Annotated in this window: 21 protein-coding genes and 1 pseudogene; 10 read left to right on the top strand and 12 right to left on the bottom strand. The window is 64.2% G+C overall.

All coding sequences use genetic code 11. The features are described 5' to 3' along the window. Positions 1–16: 16 nt before the first annotated feature. The 9 genes and pseudogenes from ACSQ3I_RS07545 to ACSQ3I_RS07505 form a co-directional block, all read right to left on the bottom strand. Positions 17–613, bottom strand: a complete 597-nt coding sequence (locus tag ACSQ3I_RS07545) for a 2-hydroxychromene-2-carboxylate isomerase (protein ID WP_435997497.1) — start codon at positions 611–613, stop codon at positions 17–19. Positions 614–632: 19 nt separating this feature from the next. After that, positions 633–1,589: a PLP-dependent cysteine synthase family protein gene (locus tag ACSQ3I_RS07540; protein WP_435997495.1), complete on the bottom strand. Its 957-nt coding sequence runs from the start codon at positions 1,587–1,589 to the stop codon at positions 633–635. 43 nt (positions 1,590–1,632) lie between these two features. Then, entirely contained in the window at positions 1,633–2,673 is a 1,041-nt protein-coding gene (locus ACSQ3I_RS07535) for an LLM class flavin-dependent oxidoreductase (RefSeq protein ID WP_435997493.1), read from the bottom strand. A 117-nt stretch (positions 2,674–2,790) separates the two neighbouring features. Continuing rightward, positions 2,791–3,731 (bottom strand): annotated as a pseudogene (locus tag ACSQ3I_RS07530) (ABC transporter substrate-binding protein). A gap of 91 nt (positions 3,732–3,822) precedes the next feature. Beyond that, entirely contained in the window at positions 3,823–5,601 is a 1,779-nt protein-coding gene (locus ACSQ3I_RS07525) for an amino acid ABC transporter permease/ATP-binding protein (RefSeq protein ID WP_435997491.1), read from the bottom strand. 38 nt (positions 5,602–5,639) lie between these two features. Continuing rightward, positions 5,640–6,185 carry a GNAT family N-acetyltransferase gene (locus ACSQ3I_RS07520; protein ID WP_435997489.1) on the bottom strand — a complete coding sequence of 182 codons (546 nt, stop codon included), beginning with the start codon at positions 6,183–6,185 and terminating at the stop codon, positions 5,640–5,642. Then, a complete protein-coding gene (locus ACSQ3I_RS07515) occupies positions 6,182–7,381 on the bottom strand; it encodes a M20 aminoacylase family protein (RefSeq protein ID WP_435997488.1) in 1,200 nt (399 codons plus the stop codon). Before ACSQ3I_RS07515 ends, ACSQ3I_RS07520 begins: the two co-directional genes overlap by 4 nt. Before the next feature lie 17 nt (positions 7,382–7,398). Next, the gene (locus ACSQ3I_RS07510) at positions 7,399–8,748 is read right to left on the bottom strand and encodes an LLM class flavin-dependent oxidoreductase (protein ID WP_435997486.1); all 1,350 of its coding nucleotides are present in this window, start codon (positions 8,746–8,748) and stop codon (positions 7,399–7,401) included. A 24-nt stretch (positions 8,749–8,772) separates the two neighbouring features. Next, positions 8,773–9,765, bottom strand: coding sequence for an LLM class flavin-dependent oxidoreductase (locus tag ACSQ3I_RS07505; protein ID WP_435997484.1), 993 nt, complete (start codon positions 9,763–9,765; stop codon positions 8,773–8,775). Positions 9,766–10,458: 693 nt separating this feature from the next. On the opposite strand from ACSQ3I_RS07505, the gene ACSQ3I_RS07500 reads away from it, so the two are divergent. Together ACSQ3I_RS07500 and ACSQ3I_RS07495 are read left to right on the top strand one after the other, a co-directional pair. Next, positions 10,459–10,704: a CopG family ribbon-helix-helix protein gene (locus ACSQ3I_RS07500; protein ID WP_435997589.1), complete on the top strand. Its 246-nt coding sequence runs from the start codon at positions 10,459–10,461 to the stop codon at positions 10,702–10,704. Continuing rightward, positions 10,701–10,991: a type II toxin-antitoxin system RelE/ParE family toxin gene (locus ACSQ3I_RS07495; RefSeq protein ID WP_435997482.1), complete on the top strand. Its 291-nt coding sequence runs from the start codon at positions 10,701–10,703 to the stop codon at positions 10,989–10,991. The genes ACSQ3I_RS07500 and ACSQ3I_RS07495 overlap by 4 nt, the downstream gene beginning before the upstream one ends. Positions 10,992–11,014: 23 nt before the next feature. Here ACSQ3I_RS07495 and ACSQ3I_RS07490 read toward each other — a convergent pair whose 3' ends face one another. From ACSQ3I_RS07490 to ACSQ3I_RS07480, 3 genes are all read right to left on the bottom strand, one after another. Beyond that, on the bottom strand, positions 11,015–11,188 hold the full coding sequence (locus ACSQ3I_RS07490; protein ID WP_435997480.1) for a hypothetical protein: 174 nt from the start codon (positions 11,186–11,188) through the stop codon (positions 11,015–11,017). A gap of 280 nt (positions 11,189–11,468) precedes the next feature. Next, on the bottom strand, positions 11,469–12,965 hold the full coding sequence (locus ACSQ3I_RS07485) for an NAD-dependent succinate-semialdehyde dehydrogenase (protein ID WP_435997479.1): 1,497 nt from the start codon (positions 12,963–12,965) through the stop codon (positions 11,469–11,471). A 119-nt stretch (positions 12,966–13,084) separates the two neighbouring features. Beyond that, the gene (locus tag ACSQ3I_RS07480) at positions 13,085–13,567 is read right to left on the bottom strand and encodes an Lrp/AsnC family transcriptional regulator (protein WP_435997477.1); all 483 of its coding nucleotides are present in this window, start codon (positions 13,565–13,567) and stop codon (positions 13,085–13,087) included. A 101-nt stretch (positions 13,568–13,668) separates the two neighbouring features. Between ACSQ3I_RS07480 and ACSQ3I_RS07475 the strand changes: the two genes are divergently transcribed. The 8 genes from ACSQ3I_RS07475 (at position 13,669) to eutC (ending at position 21,178) form a co-directional block, all read left to right on the top strand. Continuing rightward, entirely contained in the window at positions 13,669–15,054 is a 1,386-nt protein-coding gene (locus ACSQ3I_RS07475) for a PLP-dependent aminotransferase family protein (protein ID WP_435997475.1), read from the top strand. Between the two features lie 122 nt (positions 15,055–15,176). Beyond that, entirely contained in the window at positions 15,177–15,962 is a 786-nt protein-coding gene (gene ehuA / locus ACSQ3I_RS07470) for an ectoine/hydroxyectoine ABC transporter ATP-binding protein EhuA (RefSeq protein ID WP_435997473.1), read from the top strand. Between the two features lie 71 nt (positions 15,963–16,033). After that, complete coding sequence (ehuB, locus tag ACSQ3I_RS07465) at positions 16,034–16,879, top strand: ectoine/hydroxyectoine ABC transporter substrate-binding protein EhuB (protein ID WP_435997588.1); 846 nt, start codon at positions 16,034–16,036, stop codon at positions 16,877–16,879. A 205-nt stretch (positions 16,880–17,084) separates the two neighbouring features. After that, entirely contained in the window at positions 17,085–17,744 is a 660-nt protein-coding gene (ehuC, locus tag ACSQ3I_RS07460; protein WP_109461493.1) for an ectoine/hydroxyectoine ABC transporter permease subunit EhuC, read from the top strand. Between the two features lie 2 nt (positions 17,745–17,746). After that, positions 17,747–18,409, top strand: a complete 663-nt coding sequence (gene ehuD, locus ACSQ3I_RS07455) for an ectoine/hydroxyectoine ABC transporter permease subunit EhuD (RefSeq protein ID WP_435997471.1) — start codon at positions 17,747–17,749, stop codon at positions 18,407–18,409. Next, positions 18,409–19,191 (top strand): ectoine utilization protein EutA, encoded by a 783-nt coding sequence (eutA, locus tag ACSQ3I_RS07450; protein WP_435997469.1) that lies wholly within the window; start codon positions 18,409–18,411, stop codon positions 19,189–19,191. Before ehuD ends, eutA begins: the two co-directional genes overlap by 1 nt. Beyond that, positions 19,188–20,189, top strand: a complete 1,002-nt coding sequence (gene eutB, locus ACSQ3I_RS07445; protein WP_435997467.1) for a hydroxyectoine utilization dehydratase EutB — start codon at positions 19,188–19,190, stop codon at positions 20,187–20,189. The genes eutA and eutB overlap by 4 nt, the downstream gene beginning before the upstream one ends. Next, positions 20,186–21,178 carry an ectoine utilization protein EutC gene (gene eutC, locus ACSQ3I_RS07440; RefSeq protein ID WP_435997465.1) on the top strand — a complete coding sequence of 331 codons (993 nt, stop codon included), beginning with the start codon at positions 20,186–20,188 and terminating at the stop codon, positions 21,176–21,178. Before eutB ends, eutC begins: the two co-directional genes overlap by 4 nt. Positions 21,179–21,212: the final 34 nt, after the last annotated feature.

The raw sequence follows: 21,212 nt of genomic DNA, 5'->3' as shown, positions 1-21,212 counted from the left end.
TCGATGCTGCATCGCTTCAGGGTCTGTCGCCGGCAAGATGGCGCTCGAGGAAGGGCAAGTTGTCCTGCCCCCAGTAGATCTCACCGTCGTAGCGATAGGTGGGAAAGCCGAAGACGCCGCTGTCGCGCGCATGGATGCGGTCTCCCGTCCATTTGCTCTGCACATCGTCATCGGCCTGCCGCTTGAGAAGGGCCGCGCCGTCGAAGCCGGCTGCATACGCGACCATCGACCGGATGTCCGGTTTGCCGATGTCTTTCGCCTCGCTCCAGAAGGCATGCTGCAGGGCGCGGCTGACGCCGATCCAGTCCTTGCCGTCAAGATAGGCGGCGATCACGAAGAGCGAGGCGGGTGTCGGGTCGCTGAGTTCGGGGCGATCATGCAGCAGGAGCGGTTTGCCGCGCACGTGCGCCCAGCGTTCAAGATCGCGGATCCAGTAGCTTCGCCGGATTTCCGGGCGGTTGCGTGAAAAAATTCCGCCGTTTTCCTCCACCACCGTGGTGAGATAAGGCGTGATGACGACCTCGTTTTTCGTTGCCAGTTCAGCAAAGGTATCGAGGCCGATATACGACCACGGCGAGCCGATCGAGAAGAAATATTCTATCGCTTTTGTCACAGATGAAGATCCTGTCAATTTACCGGCTGCTTGCCACTGCCGTCAGATAACGTTCGCCGGTGTCTGGCAGCACGGCGACGATGACCTTGCCGGCATTCTCCGGCCGAGCGGCAAGGATTGTGGCTGCCCAGAGAACGGCGCCGGCCGATGTGCCGCCGAAAATGCCTTCCTCCGCCACCAGCGCGGCCGCTGTCGCCCTTGCATCGGATGTGTTGAGGGCGATGACCTCGTCGGCGATGGTGTTGTCGAAATTGCCCGGCAGCTGTTCCGGCGGCACCTCGCTCACCTTGTGCACGCCATCGATTTCGTCCGGATAGGGGTTTTCCTCGGTCGGCAGCGACTCCACAGCCGGTTCGGCGATCACCACCTTCAGCCCCGGTTTCTGCGCTTTCAGGAAACGGCCGGCGCCCGAGATCGTGCCGCCGGTTCCGACCCCGCCGACGAAGAAATCGACTGTGCCATCGGTATCGCGCCAAACTTCCGGTCCCGTGGTTTCGAAATGGGTCTGCGGATTGACCGGGTTGGCGAGCTGGTCGGTGAAGAAGGCGGTCGGATTTTCCTGCTGGACGCGGGCGGTGATCTTTTCCAGCGCATCCGGGGCGAGGAAGAACGAATTCTCGACCTCGACGATTTCCGCGCCGTAGAGCCGCAGCAGCTTGATCTTGTCGCGGCTGATGTTGTCGCTGAGGTAAAATTTGGTGCGGTAGCCGCGCGCAGCCGCCACGGCCGCCAGCGCGATGCCGGTATTGCCGCTGGTGACGTCGACCAAAAGGTCGCCCGGCCGGATCTTGCCGGCCTCTTCGGCCTGGCGGATGATGCCCCAGGCGATGCGATCCTTGACGCTGCCGGCGGGGTTGAAATATTCCAGCTTGGCAAGGATGCGGCCGGGGAGATTGCGGTTGCGGCGGTAATTGTGCAGTTCGAGAAGCGGCGTGTTGCCGATCAGGTTGGTCAGGCTGTCGTAGATGTTCGCCATCTTGGCGCTCCTTTCATAGGGAATATGAAACCAAAGGGGCGGGTCACGAGGCCGCCCGGATGGCGGCGGCGGGGCTCCAGCCGAGCTGCGGCGCGATCCGGGTGACGAAATCGTGGATGATCTGCCGGTATTCCTCGTCCTCGAACTCGTAGGGCAATTCCAGGCGCAGTTCGGAGACATGCGGCAGGATCGGATCGGCGAACAGCCGCTCCAAAATTTCGTCCGACGTGCCGACGATATCGCGGGCAAAAAGCGTGCGGCGCTCGCCCTGCGGCGTCAGCGTGCGTTCGTGACGGCCGGCGGCGTATTGTTCGTATCGCTTGCGGGTGGCGGCATCGGCGCTGTCGAACGGCACGATGACGCGGCCGAGCGCGACGCGGCGCTGCTGCGGACCGACTGCTGCACGGTAGGCCTGCAGCTGCCGGGATTGGGCGACGAAAAACTCGTCGGTCTCCTCGCCGGTGGTGACGTTGCCGATCAGTAGGTTGAAGCCGTTGCGTCCGGCCCAGCCGGCTGAGCGCAGCGAACCGCCACCGTACCAGATGCGGTCGATCAGGCCCTTGGCATAGGGCTGCAGGCGCGGGCGCTGCGGCCCGAAGGGTGTCTTGATGACGGTTTCCGCGTCGCCGAGATAGGTGCCACGCAGATTGTCGGCAAAACGATTCACCCGTTCATGCGAAAAATCAAAATTTTCCCATTCGCCGTCGAAAGCGAGCGGGCCGATGAGATCGGCATGCAGCGGCCGGCCGGCGCTGAGCCCGACATTCAGGCGCCCGCGCGACAGCACGTCGACGGTCGAAAGATCTTCGGCCAGCCGGTAGGGGCTTTCGTAGCCGATGGGAATGACGGCGGCGCCGAGCTGGATGCGGCTGGTGCGCTGGGTTGCCGCCGCAAGAAATGCTGTCGCCGATGAAATACCCGGCTCCAGATGCCGCTGCCGCGCCCAGGCGCTGTCGAAACCCAGTTCCTCGCCATAGGCCAGCAGTTGCAGCGTCTTTTCCAGTCCGGCGAGCGGGTCGTCGGCAGGGTAATTGCCGGGCGTGAGGAACCCGATATGGCCGATGGACACAGGTCCGCCGCTCATGATCTCACCTCTCCCCACATGCGGGAGGCCGGAAAGACAGTCATCTTAAAACTCCGGATAAGAACTGAAGGAAAAACGGGCCGGCAGCATCCCCCGCGCCGGCCCGTCGTCCGCCGCTTACGAACCGCTCTTCGGCAGGCCGGCCGGATTGGTCAGCGCCTCGTCGACGGCTTCGGCCTCGACGCTCCAGCGCTTCAGCACCTCGCCATACTTGCCGCTCTTGATCAGGCCGTTGAGTGCGACGGTGATGGCGTCGGCAAGGCCGGCGCCCTTCTTCGTTGTCACGGCGATGTCGGCCGTCAGCGGCCAGCCGCCCGAGACGACGCCGACAAGCTTGGTCTTGCCCTTGATCGAGGCGCTGTAGGCCTGCGTCGCATTCGGATTGAACTCCACGTCGGCGCGGCCCGACTGCAGCGCCAGGTCGCTGGCGGCGCGGTCGTCGTAATATTGCACCTCGATCGGCTTCAGGCCGGCGGCGACGTTCTGGCGATCCCATTCCAGGATGATCTTTTCCTGGTTGGTGCCAGCGCCGGTGAGACCTTCAGGCCGGCGACGTCCTTGGGGTCCTTGATCGCGGTGATGGCGCTATCGCCCTTGACGTAGAAGCCAAGAACGTCGCGGCGATAGGTCGAGAAATCGAACTTTTCCTTGCGTTCCTCGGTGACGGTGACGTTGCTGATCACCGCATCGTACTTGCCGGAGGAGACACCGAGCGGCCAGTCGGCCCAGGCGACGGAGACGATGTTCAGTTCCAGACCCAGCGAGTCGGCCAGCAGCTGGGCGAGGTCCGGATCGGCGCCGACGATGGTAGCAGCGTCGGTGGCATAGGTGGCGATCGGCGGATCCCAGGCATTGATCGCCACGGTGAACTTGCCGGGCGTCACGAACTTGAAGTCCGGCGAAACCGCCTTGACAGCGGCTTCGTTCTTTTCGGCGCGCACCCGGTTCGAGGTGTCGGGGCTGAGGTCGAATTTTTCCTCTGCCTGGGCACCGAAGCTCAACGCAGCAAAGACCGCCGCGCCTGCCAGCATAAGTTTTGTTGCAGAATAAAATGCCATGATTTTTGCCTCATTTTCATCTTGGGATTGTAGTTATTGGCAGTCTTATCCATCCGCCCGTCGCGGCTGGCATTTCGAATAAAGCGAGTTGTTAGAGAACCTTGGCCAGGAATTCGCGCGTCCGCGGGTGTTCCGCCTCGTTGAAGATGCGTGCCGGCGTGCCGATCTCGACGACGCGCCCGCCTTCCATGAAGACGACCGTATCGGCGACTTCGCGGGCAAAGCCGATCTCGTGGGTGACGATGACGAGCGTCGTGCCGGTGCGCGCCAGGTCCTTGATGACGTCGAGCACTTCACCCACCAGTTCGGGATCGAGCGCCGAGGTCGGCTCGTCGAATAGAAGTACCTTGGGGCGGAGCGCCAGAGCGCGGGCTATGGCGACACGCTGCTGCTGCCCGCCGGAAAGCTGGCGCGGATAGGCGTAAATCTTGTCGCTCAGGCCGACGCGGGCGAGCAGGTCCTGCGCCAGGCGGATTGCCTGCTCGCGCTTTTCACCGCGCACCTGGATCGGGGCCTCGATCAGATTCTCTAGCACGGTGAGGTGTGGGAAGAGGTTGAAGTTCTGGAAGACCATGCCGATGTCGGCGCGGCTTTTCAGAATGTCCTTCTCCTTGAGTTCGTAGAGCGTGTCGCCCTTCTGCGCATAACCGACCAGCGCACCATCGACCGAGATGAAACCTTCATCGGCGCGTTCGAGGTGGTTGATGGTCCGCAGCAGTGTCGACTTGCCGGAGCCGGAGGGGCCGAGAATGGCAGTGACACTGCCGGCGGGCAGATTGAGCTCGATGGTGTCGAGCACCTTCAAGGAGCCGAAACTCTTCGAAACGCCGTGGATACGCACCGCGCCGCCGCTGCGAAAGGCCGTGGCATCGCGAAAACCGTGCGTCCGGGCGCTGTCGCCGGGGAGGGGAGCAACTGCCGCCAGTGGGCGGCGCAGACCTGCGAAGAAGGCCTGAAAGGGCAGGGGCTTCGGGTTGCGGACCGCGCCCTTGGAGAAATAGCGCTCGATATAGTGCTGGGCGATGGAGAGCACCGTCATGATCACCAGGTACCAGACGGTGGCGACCATCAGCAGTGGAATGACTTCGAGGTTGCGGCGGTAGATCACCTGCACGGTGTAGAAAAGCTCCGGCAGCGCCAGCACGTAGACCATGGAGGTGCTTTTCGCGAGCCCGATCAACTCGTTGAAGCTGGTCGGCAGGATCGAACGCATCGCCTGCGGCAGCACGATCCGAAACGCCTGGCGGCGGCGCGGCAGGCCAAGGGCAGCAGCCGCCTCGTGCTGGCCGTTATCGACGGAAAGGATGCCGCCGCGGACGATCTCGGCGAAGAAGGCCGACTGGTTGAGCGTCAGGCCTAGGAAGGCGGCGGCGAATGGCGTCAGCAACTGCACGGTGGGGTAATTGATGAAGACGGTGTCGGTGAACGGAATACCGATGGTCACCGTTTCGTAAAGGTAGCCGAGATTGTTGAGGATCAACAGAAGCACGATGATAGGGATCGAGCGCAGCAGCCAGATGTAGCCCCAGGAGAGGCCCGAGAGCAGCGGCGATCGCGAGACACGTGCCAGCGCCAGCCCGGTGCCGAGGATGGAGCCGGAAATTGCCGCGAGCACCGTCAGAAGCAGGGTGCGGCCGAGGCCGACCAGCACCGGTTCGGCAAAGAACCATTCGGCAAATACGCCCCAGCCCCAGCGCGGATTGGTGAAGGTGGAATAAAGCACGGCGACGATGACGATGGCGGCGAAGATCGTGCCCGCCAGACGGCCAGGATGTCGGGCCGGCACGATGCGGTAGCGGGAATAATCCTGACCCGGCTCTGCCCGCTGGCCGGCAGGCGCGATATCCACGAAGTCGGTCGTCAATGCCATGGTTGTTTCCCCTGATGGAATTGTGGATATGCCGCAGCTCAGCTGTTGCCGCCGGCAGCCCGCAGGCGCGGCTCGGCGACCGGGATGAGGTGGCTGATGTCCTTTTCGAACGGCAGGCTCTTGTAGATTTCCGGATCGACGGAGGTATCGAAGAGGGCGGTGTAGCCGTAGTTCAGGTATAGCCCGACCGCCTCCGGCTGGCGAAAGCCGGTGGTGAGGTAGATGCGGCTGTAACCCTGTCTCGCTGCCTGGGCTTCGAGTTCCACCAGCACCTTGCGGGCGAGACCCTGGCGTCGGAGATCCGTGCGTGTCCAGACACGCTTGAATTCGGCGGTCTGGTCATCGTACGGCTTGAAAGCGCCGCCGCCGATGGTCTCACCATCGCGGATCAAGAGCAGGAAATTGCCGATCGGCGGTGCAAAGGCTTCGGGGGGATAGCGGTTCAGCTCGGCGACGGCGCCTTCGGCGTTAAAATAGGTGCCGTAGCGGGTGTCGTATTCGTAGATCAGTTCATCGATCAGCGGCTTGGCGCGTGGATCGAGAGGGCTAGTGTAAAGGAACGTGTCGCTCATGTCGTTCGTCACCCGTTGTCGTCAGTGAGAAAGGTTTCGGCAAGCCGCACCCAGTAGCGGGCGGCGGGCGCGATGATCGCGTCGTTGAAATCGTAGTGGGCGCTGTGCAGCGAGGCGCTGTCGCCGTTGCCGACGAAGAGATAGCTGCCGGGGTTCGCTTCCAGCATGTAGGCAAAATCCTCGCTCGCGGTGCGCGGCCGGAACTCCTTCTCGACCGTTGCAGATCCAAAGGTCTCGACGGCGACCTTGCGGGCGAATTCGGTTTCCGCCGCATGGTTGACCAGCGCCGGGAAACCCGGCCGGTAGTCCACCTCCGCCGTCGCGCCAAAACTTTCCGCCTGCGCCCGGGCCAACGCCGGAATGCGTTGCTCCAGCTGCTTGCGGACATCCTCCCGGAAGGCGCGCGTGGTGAGTTTCAGCTCGACGCTTTCGGGGATGACGTTGGAGGCGGAGCCGGCATGGATCGAGCCGACGGTCGCCACCGCCATGTCCTGCGGATCGACGTTGCGGGAGACGACGCTCTGCAGCGCGGTGATGAAGGAGGCCGAGGCCAGCACCGGGTCGACGGCCCGATGCGGTTCGGCCCCGTGGCCGCCCTTGCCGACGATGCGGATGAACGCCTGGTCGACCGAGGCCATCGCCGGGCCGGCGACGAAGCCGAATTGCCCGGTCGGCACGCCCGGCCAGTTGTGCAGGCCGAACACCGCATCGACGGGGAATTTTTCGAAAAGCCTCTCGGCAATCATCTTGCGGGCACCGGCGCCGATTTCTTCGGCGGGCTGGAAGATCAGCCGCAGCGTGCCGCTGAAATCGCCGCTTTCGGCCAGATACCGCGCGGCTGCAAGCAGGATTGCGGTGTGCCCGTCATGGCCGCAGGCATGCATGACGCCGGGATTGCCGCTGGCATAATCGAGCCCGGTCGCTTCTTCGATCGGCAGCGCGTCCATGTCGGCGCGGATGCCGATGGTTTTTGTGCCGTTTCCGCGCCGGAGGGTGGCGACGATGCCGGTGCCGGCAAGACCCGTCGTCACCTCGTAGCCCCAGGAGGACAGGCCGGATGCAACGATCTGGCTGGTGCGCACTTCCCGGAACGCCAGTTCCGGATGGCGGTGCAGGTCGTGGCGGAGCGCGACGATCTCGTCGAGATAGGCGGCGATGCCATTTTCGACGGTGTGGGAGCGGAGCGGATTCTTGGCGATGATGTTCATGGCATCCCGTCCGCGCCTCAGGCGCCGACAGCCTTTCCGCGCTCGATTTCGGGGGCGCCGGCCACATAACGGCTTTCGCGGAAGGGCAGGCCGAGATGGTCGCGCAGCGTCTGGCCCTTCAGAACGGGGTCGAAGTAGCCGCGTTCGGTAAGGATTGGCAGGACGTGCTTGCCGAAATCGTCAAAACCCTCGGCAATGACCTGGAAGCCGAGGATGAAGCCATCGGCCGCATCCTGGTCCACCCAGCGGATGATTTCGTCGGCGATATGCTCCGGCGTGCCGATGAAGGCGGTGCGCGGCGTGGCGGCATCCAGCGCAATCTCGCGCAAAGTCAGGCCCTTTTCGCGCGCCGTCTTCTTGATGCGGTCGGTGGTGGCGCGAAAACTGTTCTTGCCGATGTCGCCGATGTCAGGGAAAGGCTCGTCGAGCGGATAGACGCTGAAATCGTGGTGATCGAAGAAGCGGCCGAGATAGAGCAGCGCTTCCTCGATGGTGACGAGGTTGCGGATCGCCTGATATTTGGCCTCCGCCTCTTCCGCTGTCGCACCGACGATCGGGCCGATGCCGGGATAAATGCCAACCTCGGCGGCCGGGCGGCCGTGGGCGATGACGCTGTCCTTCAGTTGGCGGTAGAAGGCTTGCGCCTCCTCGATCGGCCCGCCATTGGTGAAGACGGCATCGGCATGCTTACCGGCCAGCCGGATGCCGGAATCGGAAGCCCCCGCCTGGAAAACCACCGGCTGGCCCTGCTTCGATCGGCCGATGTTCAGCGGCCCCTCGATACGGAAGAAGCGGCCCTTGTGGTTCAGGCGGTGCAGCTTGGACTTGTCGGCGTAGACCCCGGTCTCCCGGTTGCGGACGAAGGCGTCGTCATCCCAGGAATCCCAGAGGCCCTTGATCGCATCGAGATAATCCTCGGCGATCTCGTAGCGCAACTCGTGTTCGGGATGCTCGCGGCTATAGTTGCGTCCCGAGCCTTCCAGCGGCGAGGTGACGGCGTTCCAGCCGGCCCGCCCGCCGCTGATCAGGTCGATGGAGGCGAACTGGCGGGCGATGGTGAAAGGATCGCTGTAGGAGGTCGACACCGTGCCGACCAGGCCGATCTTCGACGTCGAGGCGGCCAGCGCCGAGAGGATGGCGATCGGCTCGAAGCGGTTGAGGAAATGCGGGATCGACTGTTCGTTGATGTAGAGGCCATCGGCGACGAAGGCAAAGGCGATGCCTGCCTCCTCGGCCTTACGCGCCGTCTTGACGAAGAAATCGAAATTGACGCTGGCATCCGCCGGTCCGCTCGGATGCTTCCAGGCGTTCATATGGCCGCCCGGACCCTGCAGCATGATGCCGAACGTGATGTTTTTGCGAGCCATGGGATCAATCCTCCTTGGAAACGATCAGGCGACGAGGGAAAGCCGTTCCCGGGCGAGCAACTCGATGGAGGCGAGGCGCTCGGCGGCTGGAAGGGCGGGGGTATCGAGGACGAATTCCTTGACGCCGTAGAGGCGATGCAGCTCGTCCAGTTCCTTGCGGATCTGCTTGGCCGTGCCGTGCAGCACGCTCGGCGCCTTTTCCTCGGTGCGGTATTCGGTGAAACCGGCCTGTCGGGCGAACTCCGCCGCCTGCTCCTCGGTGCCGACATTGACCGTCTGGCCGTTGGGCAAAAACACCTTGACGATGCGCAGGTCGCCGACGCGCTCGCGGGCATGCTCGTCGCTTTCGGCGGCGAAGGCTGCCAGCGCCAGGATCGGCTGCTTGCCACCGGAGGCCCGCTCATAGGCCTCGAACGTGCGGCGCAAATTCTCCGGATCGCCGTTCAAGTGGCCGGCAAAGACCAGTTCCCAGCCCTTTTCGGCTGCAAGCTCGGCGCTTTCGATGCTGGCGCCGAGCAGGAAGCGCTCCGGCGCCACCGGCGGGAAAGGGGTTGCCAAGGCGCCGTCACCGTTGGCGCTGGTGGAGAGATAGGTATTGAGATCGCTAAGCTGGGTGGCGAAATCCGGCTTCCTGGCCGGATCGATCCCCACCTGCAGCGCCCGTGTCGCGAAGGGAAAGCCGCCCGGTGCCTTGCCGACCCCAAGGTCGACGCGGCCCGGCGCCAGCGATGCCAGCACATTGAAAGTCTCGGCCACCTTGTAGGCGCTGTAATGCTGCAGCATGACTCCGCCCGAGCCGACGCGTATCTTCGACGTCCGCGCGAGAAGATAGGCGATCAACGCCTCAGGCGACGAACTCGCCAGGCTGGACATGTTGTGATGTTCGGCGACCCAGAAGCGGTGATAACCGAGTTCTTCGGCCCGCGTGGCGAACTTTACCGTGGCGCGCAACGCATCGGCGGCCGAGAGGCCATCTTCTATGGGGCTTTTGTCGAGGAGACTAAGGAGATAGGTCACGGGCGTTCAACCTGTTCGATTATTAGCATATAAAATCAGTAGATTTAATGCATTATAAGAAATGCCGTTCTCTTTCAGGCGGGGGAAGGGGAATAAACTCGCTCGCTATCGTGGCATCGCAGTCGTACCGGCAATCGCTAAAATTGATTTCGGCAAAAGCCATTGTGGCCTTGGAATCGGCAATTCGCGGTGGCTGCGGCGACCATAAGATCAGGCTTGCAAACGATCGAACAAATCGTCCTCGAGTTGATCGGGATTTGATCCGTGGAAGCCGATAGCCGCTACCTCCGACAATTGTTGGTCATTGGTGCGCTGGCAGTGCTCAAGCGAGCGAAGCAAATGGGGCATGCCCGCCACCCTTGGCTCGCCGGTCGTGCGGCGCGCCAAGGGTGGCGGTGGTAGTCCTCGCAAACAAGATGGCGCGGGTTGCCGTGGCGGCAAGAGCGGCAGAAGCGCCGCTCCGGCACGGAACGCAGGGCAGCACAGGACCGAGGACAGAGGGATGTCCCCGCGACACCGCTTGGCGGTTCGCAAGGGGCCGCTTGGCAGATCTCGAAAGGGTCAACGTCCCGCGATGGGCAATAAGAGGAGGGAAGAGACATGAGGACTGACACGGTGTACCGTCGTCGCGTGAACCTTGACGAACCAAGGTGGTTCACCCATAATTATAGTGAACCAAAGAAAGTCAGTGCTATGGCCGCCTTCACTGTCCGCATCTCGGAAGAGACCGCTACCAAGCTTAACCAGATCGCCGAGAAGCTGGACCGCTCACGGTCCTATATGGCTGCGCAGGCGATTGAGGATTATGTTGCCCGTGAGGAATGGCAGCTGGCGGAGATCGAGGTCGGGTTGGCCGAGGCCGACCGGGGCGAGTTCGCCAGTGACGACGAGGTGGCGAAGGTCGTCGGGAAATACGTCAAGTCCGTACGCCAGTCGTGAGCGGCAAGCGTATCCGCTGGACGCTGCGGGCCCTACGGCGGCTCGACCAGATTGGCGAGTTTATCGCGAAAGACGATCCGGAAGCGGCGGCGCGCGCGGTCGCGCGGATTGTCTCGGTGGTCGATATGCTGATCGATTTTCCGGCCTCGGGGCGTCCGGGCCGCATCAAAGGCACCCGTGAGATCGTTCTGGCGGACATACCCTACATCATTCCCTATCGTGTCGGCCGTGACATCGAGATCATCACGGTGATGCACGCACACCAGCTTTGGCCGAAGGTGCTTTGACCGCCCGCAACGTCGGATTTGTCTTACAGCCGACACGCCACACCGAGATAGTGCGGCAGCGCCAACGGCATGATGAACAACACCAGGCCGCCGAGGGCGAGGCCGATTCCCGCATGGCTTGTGCCCCATGAAACCGCCCAGATGATGATGCCTATCACGCCGACCTGATAGGTTGCGGCGGTGACCGGCCGTAGCACGGCACAGAACGCCTGCGGTACTAGCCGGTCCAACCGGCGACAAGGTCAACCTGAGTAGCCCCGAGATTTGTAGACGCCTTCTTTCCTAAATTGAGGCAAGAAGCGGGTCAGAGGGGTGCAGAATAATCAGGTCGATCGGGATGTAAAACTTCTCGGAGATCAGGTCGCACGCCGGAGGACATCGTTCAGGAAATAAAGGAAATCGACCTTCACCTCATGGCCGTCGTCGAGGCAGCGCAAGAACGGTCCCAAGGTCTTCAACAAATTCATGGCGCCAGGATTAGCCAGCGGTGTCGATGCAGAGATATTTCAGTTCGGTGAAGGCCTCCATGCCGTGGCGCGAGCCCTCGCGTCCGAGACCGGATTGTTTCCAGCCGCCGAAGGGGATCGGGCTGCCGGTGATCTTCACGCGGTTGACGGCAACCATGCCGTATTCCAGCGCGCGGGCAAGGCGCATCTGGCGGGCGCCGTTTTCGGTGACGACATAGGCGACGAGGCCGTATTCGGTGTCGTTGGCGCGGGCGATCACCTCCGCCTCGCTGTCGAAGGCCGTGACGGCGGCGACCGGGCCGAAGGTTTCCGCGCGCATGATCAGCGCGGCGTCGGGAACGTCGGCCAGCAATGTCGGCTGGTAAAACAGCGGGCCGGCTGTGTGGCGCTTGCCGCCGGCCAGCAATCTTGCACCCTGCTGCAGCGCATCGGCAACCTGTTCCTCCACCTTGGCGATGGCGCGCTCATGCATCAGCGGCCCGATCTCGACATTCGCTTCAAGCCCGTTTCCGACTTTCAACGCCGCGATGCGCGCCTTGAAGGCCTCGGTGAAGGCGGCAAGCACGGGGCGCTCCACATAGATGCGGTTTGCGGCAAGGCAATCCTGGCCCGATGTCGCGAATTTGGCGTCGATGGCGATGTCGACGGCCTTTTTCATATCGGCATCGGCGAAGACGATGAGCGGAGCGTGGCCACCAAGCTCCATCACCAGCCGCTTCATCGTCGGCGCGCAATGGCCGGCGATCAGCCTGCCGATCTCCGTCGAGCCGGTAAAACTCAAAGCGCGCACCCGTGCGTCGGCGCTCAGGCGGCCGACGATGGTTGCGGCATCTCCGGTCACCACATTGAAGACGCCGGCGGGAAGGCCGGCCCGTTCGCCGAGCTCGGCAAGCGCGAGCGCCGAAAGCGGCGTTTCGCTGGACGGGTGGGCGACGACGGTGCAACCGGCGGCAAGCGCCGCGGCGGCCTTGCGGGTGAGCATGGCGGACGGGAAATTCCATGGCGTGACGATGCCGGCGACACCAAGTGCCTCGCGGCGCACGATCATCTCCGCGCCGGGCAGGTGGCTGGTGACGCTCTCGGCGTTGAGGCGTTTTCCTTCCTCGGCATACCACTGGATAAAGGCGGCGGCATAATCGATCTCGCCGCGGGATTCGGCAAGCGGCTTGCCCTGTTCAAGCGTCATCAGCAGCGCCAGGTCCTCGCGCGCCTCCAGCATCAGGTCGTGCCACTTGCGCAGGATCGCGGCGCGCTGCTGCGGCAGCCTGTCGCGCCAGGCGGGGAACGCCTCGCTTGCGGCGGCGATGGCCTCGGAAGCCTGCCCGGCATCGAGGGCCGCGACCCAGGCCAGCGTTGCCGACGAGGCCGGGTCCGTCACCTTGAAGCTGGCGCCGTCCCGTCCTGCCACCCATCGGCCACCGACATAGGCGAGCTCGCGAAGGAGTTGGGGGTCGCTGAGGCGGGCGAGCGCGTCGTGGAAAGTCGTCCGGGCGAATAGGGCGGTCATGGCGGCCTCCTCTGGCTGTGTGCGCAGAAGTCTGGCACAGGCGCAGAGACAGATTGTCCATTGCCGCGATGGGCCGCAGAGACTTTGGCCAAAGCTGCGGGCAGTCGTAGACAATCTGCCTATTCGGTGGCGGGAAGCAGCGCCGCCAGTGGCAGCACCGCCTCCTCCTTCACCGTCTTGGTGATGATGTAGGTGAAATAGCGGTCGATGCCGAGTTCGCGTTCCAGAAGGCTGTCCACGAGGCGCTGATAGGCGTCGATGTCGACCGCCATGATCTTCAGGATGTAATCGACACCGCCGCCGACCGACCAGCAGGCGACGATCTCCGGAGTCGACGCGACGGCCCGCTCGAAGCGGTCGAAATCCGCCTGGCGGTGGTTGGCCAGCGTCACCTCCATCATTACCCCGGTGACCGGTGCCAGACGCCGGACGGCGATGCGGGCATGATAGCCGGTGACGATGCCGGCCTTTTCCAGCTTGTGCAGGCGCAGCCAGCAGGGCGTGGGGGAAAGGCCTGCCTTTTCCGCCAACGCCAGCTTGGTGATGCGTCCGTTCTCCTGGATCGCGTTGAGGATGCGCAGGTCTATGGCGTCGAGTTTCACGAGGAGCGTCCTCCGGGCGGTATCATGTCAAAGCGAGGAAAAAGACAATGGAAAGGCATTTTGGCGTTGTCAATTGAACTGAATTTCCGCAATGTAAAATCATGACAAATTGGCGACCCGATATATCCCAATTGCGCCGGCCGGCCTATCTTTCCCTCGCCGAGCAGATCGCCCGCGCCATCCAGGAGGGATTACTGCCCAACGGCACGCGCCTGCCGCCGCATCGCAAGCTCGCCGACGACCTGAACCTGTCCGTGCAGACCGTCAGCCGGGCCTATGACGAGCTGATCCGCCGCGGACTCATCTCCGGCGAGATCGGCCGCGGTTCGTTCGTGCAGACGCGGCCGAAGGAACCGGAGCCGCCTTATCTGCCCGAGCGCCTCGGCGAGCTGGTGGATCTTTCGATCCTCAAGCCGGTCTGCGAGCAGCTGCACCTGGAGCGCATGCGCGAGGCCTTCGGCTGGCTTGCGGAAAACCTGCCGTCGAGCTCGGCGCTGTCGTTCCGGCCGAACATGGTGTTTCCGCGCCACCGGGCGGTTGCGGCGGAGTGGCTGGCGCGCTGCGGCCTCGACGTCTCGCCGCTCAACATCAATCTCACCAACGGCGCGACGTCGGGCATGACGGTCGCGCTGATGAGCGTCGCCCCGCCCGGCGCCACGGTCGCAACGGAAGCGATCAGCCACCACACGCTCGTGCCGCTGTCCACCTATCTCGGCCTGCATCTCGAAGGCCTGCCGATCGATCGCGACGGCATGATACCCGAGGCTTTGGATGAGGCTTGTCGCAAGGGCGTCATCCGCGCCGTCTTCCTGCAGCCCTCGGTGATCAACCCGACCGCCACGCTGATGAGCGCCGAACGCCGGCAGGCGCTGGCCGACGTAGCGCGACGCCATGACATCGCGATCATCGAGAACGACGTGCTGGGGCCGCTGGTGGAAGGCAGGGCGCCGCCGATTGCGGCCTATGCGCCGGAGCGCACGCTCTACGTCACCAGCTTCACCAAGATCACCGTGCCGGGCCTGCGCATCGGCTATCTGACGGCACCCGACCGCTATGTCGCCGCCGTCGCCAACCGCCACCTGGTTTCCAACTGGATGGCGACGCCGTCGATTGCCGAGATCGCCACGCGCTGGGTCGGCGACGGCACGGCGATGGAACTCGTCCACTGGCAGCGCCGGGCGCTCGCCGTCCGCCATGCCATCGCCGAGGAGGCCTTTGCCGGTCTTCCCTATCACGCCCATCCGCAGAGCCTGCATGTCTGGCTGCCGTTGCCGGAAGGGCATGCGGAGGAGGGGTTCGTCTCGCAGGCGCGGCTTCGCGGCGTCGGCATCGCGCCGGGGTCGTCCTTCCGCACGGCCGAACAGGGCTGGCATCCGGCGGTGCGTATTTCGCTTGGCTCCACCACCGAACAGGAATTGCGCACCGGTCTTGGCATCCTCGCCTCGCTGGCCAGTGGAAATCCGGAGGCGCTGCTGCTCGCGATTTGAGGCAATTGCCTGTTAACAAGGCGTCCGAAGAATAATTGTAATGATATTATTATTTAGATTGACATGATTTTGAGCGGCGCGCATCGTTAGGCCATCACTTGTCTCAACAGGGAGAGGCATGCATGGCAGCGCCGATCATCCGCATCGACACCATCACCAAGCGCTACGGTCCCTTGACCGTGCTCGATGGGTTGTCGATGGAGGTGCTGCCGGGTGAGAAGCTCGCCCTCATCGGCCCTTCCGGATCCGGCAAGACGACGATCCTGCGCATTCTGATGACGCTGGAGACGATCAGCGGCGGTCATATCGAGGTCGATGGCGACCAGCTCTATCACATGCCGAAGAACGGTGGGCTTGCGCCGGCCGACGACCGCCACCTGCACAGGATGCGCGAGAAGATCGGCATGGTCTTCCAGCACTTCAATCTCTTTCCGCACAAATGCGTGCTCGACAACGTCACGCTCGCCCCGATGCTGACCAAGGGCGTGCCGAAGGCGGAGGCACAGAAGCGGGCGATGGAGCTTCTCGACATGGTGGGTTTGGCCGACAAGGCCAAAAATATGCCCGCGCAATTGTCCGGCGGACAGAAGCAGCGCGTTGCCATCGCCCGCGCCCTGGCGCTCTCGCCGAAGATCATGCTGTTCGACGAGGTGACCTCGGCGCTCGACCCGGAACTGGTCGAGGAAGTGCTGAACGTCATGCGCAAGCTCGCCGCCGAGACCGACATGACCATGCTGCTCGTCACCCACGAAATGGGCTTCGCCCATGACTTCGCCGACCGCATCCTATTTTTCGATCGCGGCAAGATCGTCGAGGAAGGCAAGCCGGACGAGATTTTCCGCAATCCCAGGCAGGAACGCACGCAGACCTTCCTGCGCAAGATCATCGCGGCGGGGCACCGCGTCTGAGTGGCTTCCGCCGCCCGGAAACAAGGGTCCGAATAACAACCAAAAACACCAGAGGAGTTCGCAACATGAGCATGAGGACGTTTTTGACCATGGCTGCCGGCGCAAGCGCGTTGATGGCCGTCGTCGTCGCCACACCGGCTTTCGCCGATGACGGCAAGCTGGAGGAATTGAAGGCGCAGGGTTTTGCCCGCGTCGCCATCGCCAACGAGCCGCCGTTCACCGCGGTTGCCGCCGACGGCAAGGTTTCGGGTGCCGCACCCGATGTCGCCCGCGAGGTCTTCAAGCGCCTCGGCGTTGCCGACATCGTCGCCTCGATTTCCGAATATGGCGCGATGATCCCCGGCCTCCAGGCCGGCCGTCACGACGTCATCACCGCCGGCCTGTTCATGAAGCCGGAGCGTTGCGCCGCCGTGGTCTATTCCGAACCGATCCTTTGCGATGCGGAAGCCTTTGCGCTGAAGAAGGGCAATCCCCTGAAGCTCCAGAGCTACAAGGACATTGCCGACAATCCGGATGCGAAAATCGGCGCACCGGGCGGCGGCACTGAAGAAAAGCTGGCGCTCGAAGCCGGCGTGCCGCGGGACCGCGTCATCGTCGTGCCGGATGGCCAGAGCGGCCTGAAGATGCTGCAGGACGGCCGCATCGACGTCTATTCGCTGCCGGTTCTGTCGATCAACGATCTCGTCTCCAAGGCGAACGATCCGAACATCGAAGTGGTTGCCCCGGTCGTCGGCGCGCCAGTCTATTGCGACGGTGCGGCTTTCCGCAAGGGCGACGAGGCCCTGCGCGACGCCTTCGACGTGGAGCTCGCCAAGATGAAGCAGTCGGGTGACTTTGCAAAGATCATCGAGCCCTACGGCTTCTCCGCTGCCGCCGCGATGTCGACGACGCGCGAAAAGCTCTGCGCGGCGCAGTGAGAAATTGCGGATTGCCCCTCATCCGCCTGCCGGCACCTTCTCCCCGCACGCGGGGCGAAGGGGAAACAGGAGCCGGCTTCCTCCCCCGCAACGCAGCCGGGGATGAGAAAACCTCGCCACCAGTCCCTTCTCCCCGTTTACGGGGAGAAGGTGCCGGCAGGCGGATGAGGGGCGCCGCTTCGTTGAAGCTAACGTGGAACACACCATGACCGACTGGTCCGGCTACATAGGGCTGATCCTGCAAGGCGCGCTCGTGACGCTTGAGCTCACCGTGATGGGCTCGGTGCTTGCCGTCATCATGGCGTTCGTCGCCGGGCTCGGTCGCGTCAGCCGCTTCATGGCGGTGCGGGCGCTTGCCACCACCTATATCGAGTTCTTCCGCGGCACCTCGATCTTCGTGCAGCTCTTCTGGGTCTATTTCGTGTTGCCCTTTGCCGGCGTCACGCTCTCGCCGCTGCAGGCGGGCGTGCTCGCCTTGGGGCTCAACGTCGGGGCCTACGGAGCCGAAGTGGTGCGCGGTGCGGTCAAGGCGATCGGGCGTGAGCAGCGCGAGGCCTGCATCGCGCTCAACCTGACCCGCGGACAGGCGATGCGCCATGTCATCCTGCCGCAGGCGCTGCCTCTGATGTTGCCGACCTTCGGCAACAATGCCATCGAACTCCTGAAGGGCACCGCCGTCGTGTCGCTGATCTCGCTCACCGACATGACCTTCCAGGCGCAGGTGGTGCGCGCCCAGACCGGCAGTACGCTGATCCCCTTCGCGACGATCCTCGTGCTCTACTTCCTGATGGCGCTGGCCATCTCCACCGGCATGCGCTGGCTGGAACGCCGCGTCACCCGCGGCCTCGATGGCGTGAGGACCTGACGATGGAATGGGACTGGAATTTCGTCTGGGAGATCATGCCGACCCTGCTCGAGGGTTTGAAGATCACCATCCTTGCGACCGTGCTCGGGGCCGCCGTCGCCGCTGCCGTCGGCCTTGTTTTCGCGATCCTGCGCATGACCGCGCCGAAGCCGGTCGCCAAGGTCACCGGCTTTATCGTCGAGTTCATCCGCGGCACGCCGCTGCTGGTGCAGCTCTACTTCATCTTCTACGTGCTGCCGGATGTCGGGATCCGCCTGCCAGCGCTGCTGGCCGGCGTCATCGGGCTCGGCCTGCACTACGGTACCTATGCGGCGGAGGTCTATCGCGCCGGCATCGAGAACGTGCCGCGCGGCCAGTGGGAGGCGGCGAAGGCGACGAACCTAACCGGCCGGCAGACCTGGATCCACGTCATCCTGCCGCAGGCCATCCCGCCGATGATCCCGGCGCTCGCCAATTATCTGATCGCCATGTTCAAGGAGACGCCGCTGCTCTCCGCCATCACCGTGCTCGAACTGATGAACCAGGCGAAAAGCGTCGCCAACAGCAGCTATCGCTACATCGAGCCGATGACGCTGGTCGGGATCTTCTTCCTGATCATGAGCCTGATCTCCGTCGTCTTCCTGCGCTGGCTGGAGGAACGGTATGCCCGCGTGGAGGAACGCTGATGCAGACGCCCGATCTTACGCTCGCCTCGCGTTCGCCAAAACTGGACGACCGGCCGCTGGCGAAACGCATCGGCCTGATCATCCTGGCGACGGACCACACGACGGAAGTGGATTTCCAGCGCATGGTGGCAAACGAGCGGATCGGCGTCTACGCCACCCGCATCCCTTATGCCAATCCGGTGACGCCGGAAAACCTGCGGGCCATGCAGCCGTCGCTGACGGCGGGCGCCGCCCTCATCCTGCCGGACGAGCCGCTCGATGTCGTCATGTATTCCTGCACCTCCGCCTCGGTGGTGATCGGCGATGCGCAGGTGGCGGCCGCGGTGAAGGCCGCCAAGCCGGCCGCCGCCGTCGTGACGCCGACGGCTGCGGCCGTATCCGGCCTCAAGGCTTTCGGCGCGACGCGCATCTCCGTGCTGACGCCCTACACGATCGAAACCAGCCGGCCGATGGCCGACTATTTCCTGTCGCTCGGTTTCGAGATCGCCCGCTTCACCTGCCTCGGCCTCACCGACGACCGCGAGATGGCGCGCATTTCGCCGGAAGACATCGTCGCCTTTGCGCAGGAGGCGACGGCGCCCGACAGCGACGCCCTGTTCGTTTCGTGCACCGCCGTGCGGGCGGCGGGCGTCGCGGCCCGGATCGAAGCGGCCATCGGCAAGCCGGTCGTCACCAGCAACCTCGCCACTGCCTGGGCCTGCCTGCGCTTTTGCGGCGACGAGGCGGCACGGCCGGAACTTGGCCGCCTGATGACGCTCGCCTATCCGGGGGAGGCGCAATGACCGCGCTTCCCGTAACCCTGGCGGCTATCGAACAGGCGGCGGCCCGTATCGGGAGCCGTGTGCTGCATACGCCCCTGGTGATCTCCGCCGCACTTTCCGAGCGCTGCGGCGTGCCCGTCGGCCTCAAGCTGGAGCACCAGCAGACGACCGGAAGCTTCAAGTTGCGCGGCGCGACCAACGCCGTGCTGTCGCTGTCACGGGAAGAGCGGGCGAGGGGCGTCGTCGCCGCCTCGACGGGCAATCACGGACGGGCGCTGGCTTTTGCCGCCAAGGCGGAAGGTTCGGTTGCGACGATCTGCATGTCGCGGCTCGTGCCCGACAACAAGGTGTCGGAAATCCGCCGGCTCGGCGCCGATGTCCGCATCGTCGGCCGGTCGCAGGACGAGGCGCAGGTCGAGGTGGACCGGCTGGTCGCCGAAAACGGCCTCGTGATGGTGCCGCCGTTCGACAATGCCGCCGTCGTTGCCGGGCAGGGCACGCTGGGGCTGGAGATCGTTGCCGCCATGCCCGATGTCGCGACCGTTCTCGTGCCGCTCTCCGGCGGCGGGCTGGCGGCCGGCGTCGCCGCGGCGGTGAAGGGGCGTTTGCCGCGGGCGCGCGTCATCGGCCTCACCATGGACCATGGCGCCGCGATGAAGGCGAGCCTCGATGCCGGACGGCCGGTACAGGTCGAGGAGGTGGCGAGCCTTGCCGATTCGCTCGGCGGCGGCATCGGGCTCGACAATGCCATAACCTTTCAGATGTGCCGCGCCCTGCTCGACGACGTGATTCTGCTGCCGGAGGCCGAGATCGCGGCGGGCATGCGGCATGCCTATACGCATGAACGCGAAGTGATCGAGGGAGCGGGCGCCGTCGGCATCGCGGCCTTGCTTTCGGGCCGGCTCGGCCGGCTGGACGGCCCGGTGGCCGTGATCCTTTCCGGCCGCAACGTGGACATGAGCCTGCATCGGCGGGTGATCAACGGTGAAGGCGAACTGTTCGGGGAGGACGCGGCGTGACGACAATGAAGATCCTCACCGAAGCGGAGTTGCGGCGCATCGTCCCGCTCGACCTCGAAGCGATCGCCTGCGTCGAAGACGCCTTCCACGCGCTCGCCACCAAGGCCGTTGCCATGCCGCCGATCCTCCGGCTCGACATTCCCGAGCATCGTGGCGAAGTCGATGTGAAGACCGCCTATGTGCCCGGTCTCGATGGTTTCGCCATAAAAATCAGCCCCGGCTTTTTCGACAATCCGAAGATCGGCCTGCCGAGCACCAACGGCCTGATGGTGCTGTTCTCGACGACGACCGGCCTGGTCCAGGCGGTGCTGCTCGACAACGGTTACCTGACGGACGTGCGCACGGCAGCCGCCGGCGCCGTCGCGGCAAGGCATCTCTCGCGCAAAGACGCCTCCGTCGTGGCGATCTTCGGCGCCGGGATGCAGGCGAAATTACAGCTTGAAGCCTTGAGCCTCGTCCGTCCCATCCGGGAAGCCCGCATCTGGGCGCGGGATGCGGCAAAGGCGGAAGCGGCGGCGGGCGAGCTGACGAAAAGGCTCGGTTTTCCTGTGCATGCCACAACGGGCGGTCGTGCGGCCGTCGATGGCGCCGATATCGTCGTCACCACCACACCTTCGGAAACGCCTGTGCTGAGGGCCGAATGGCTGCGGCCCGGCCAGCATGTCACCGCCATGGGCTCGGATGCCGAGCACAAGAACGAGATCGAGCCTGCCGCCATCACGGGCGCCAGCCTCTATGTCGCCGACAGCCTCCGGCAGACGCGGCGGCTTGGAGAATTGCACCATGCCATCGAGGCGGGCCTCGTGACGGCGGACACGATCTTCCCCGAACTCGGCGAGATCGTCGCCGGGCGCAAACCGGGCCGCTCCGGCCCCGAGCAGATCACCGTGGCGGACCTGACCGGCACGGGCATCCAGGACACGGCCATCGCCACGCTTGCTGCCGCCCGTGCGGCAGCAATGGGCGCCGGCACGAGTTTCGAGAGTTGAGACCGGCTTTTTGCCGGGTATAGAGGAAAAACCG

It is taken from the genome of Rhizobium sp. LjRoot30, from assembly GCF_964253915.1.
Lineage (GTDB): Bacteria > Pseudomonadota > Alphaproteobacteria > Rhizobiales > Rhizobiaceae > Metarhizobium.
Note: the sequence above shows the minus strand (reverse complement) of the source record. Positions and strands in the feature narration are given on the sequence as shown.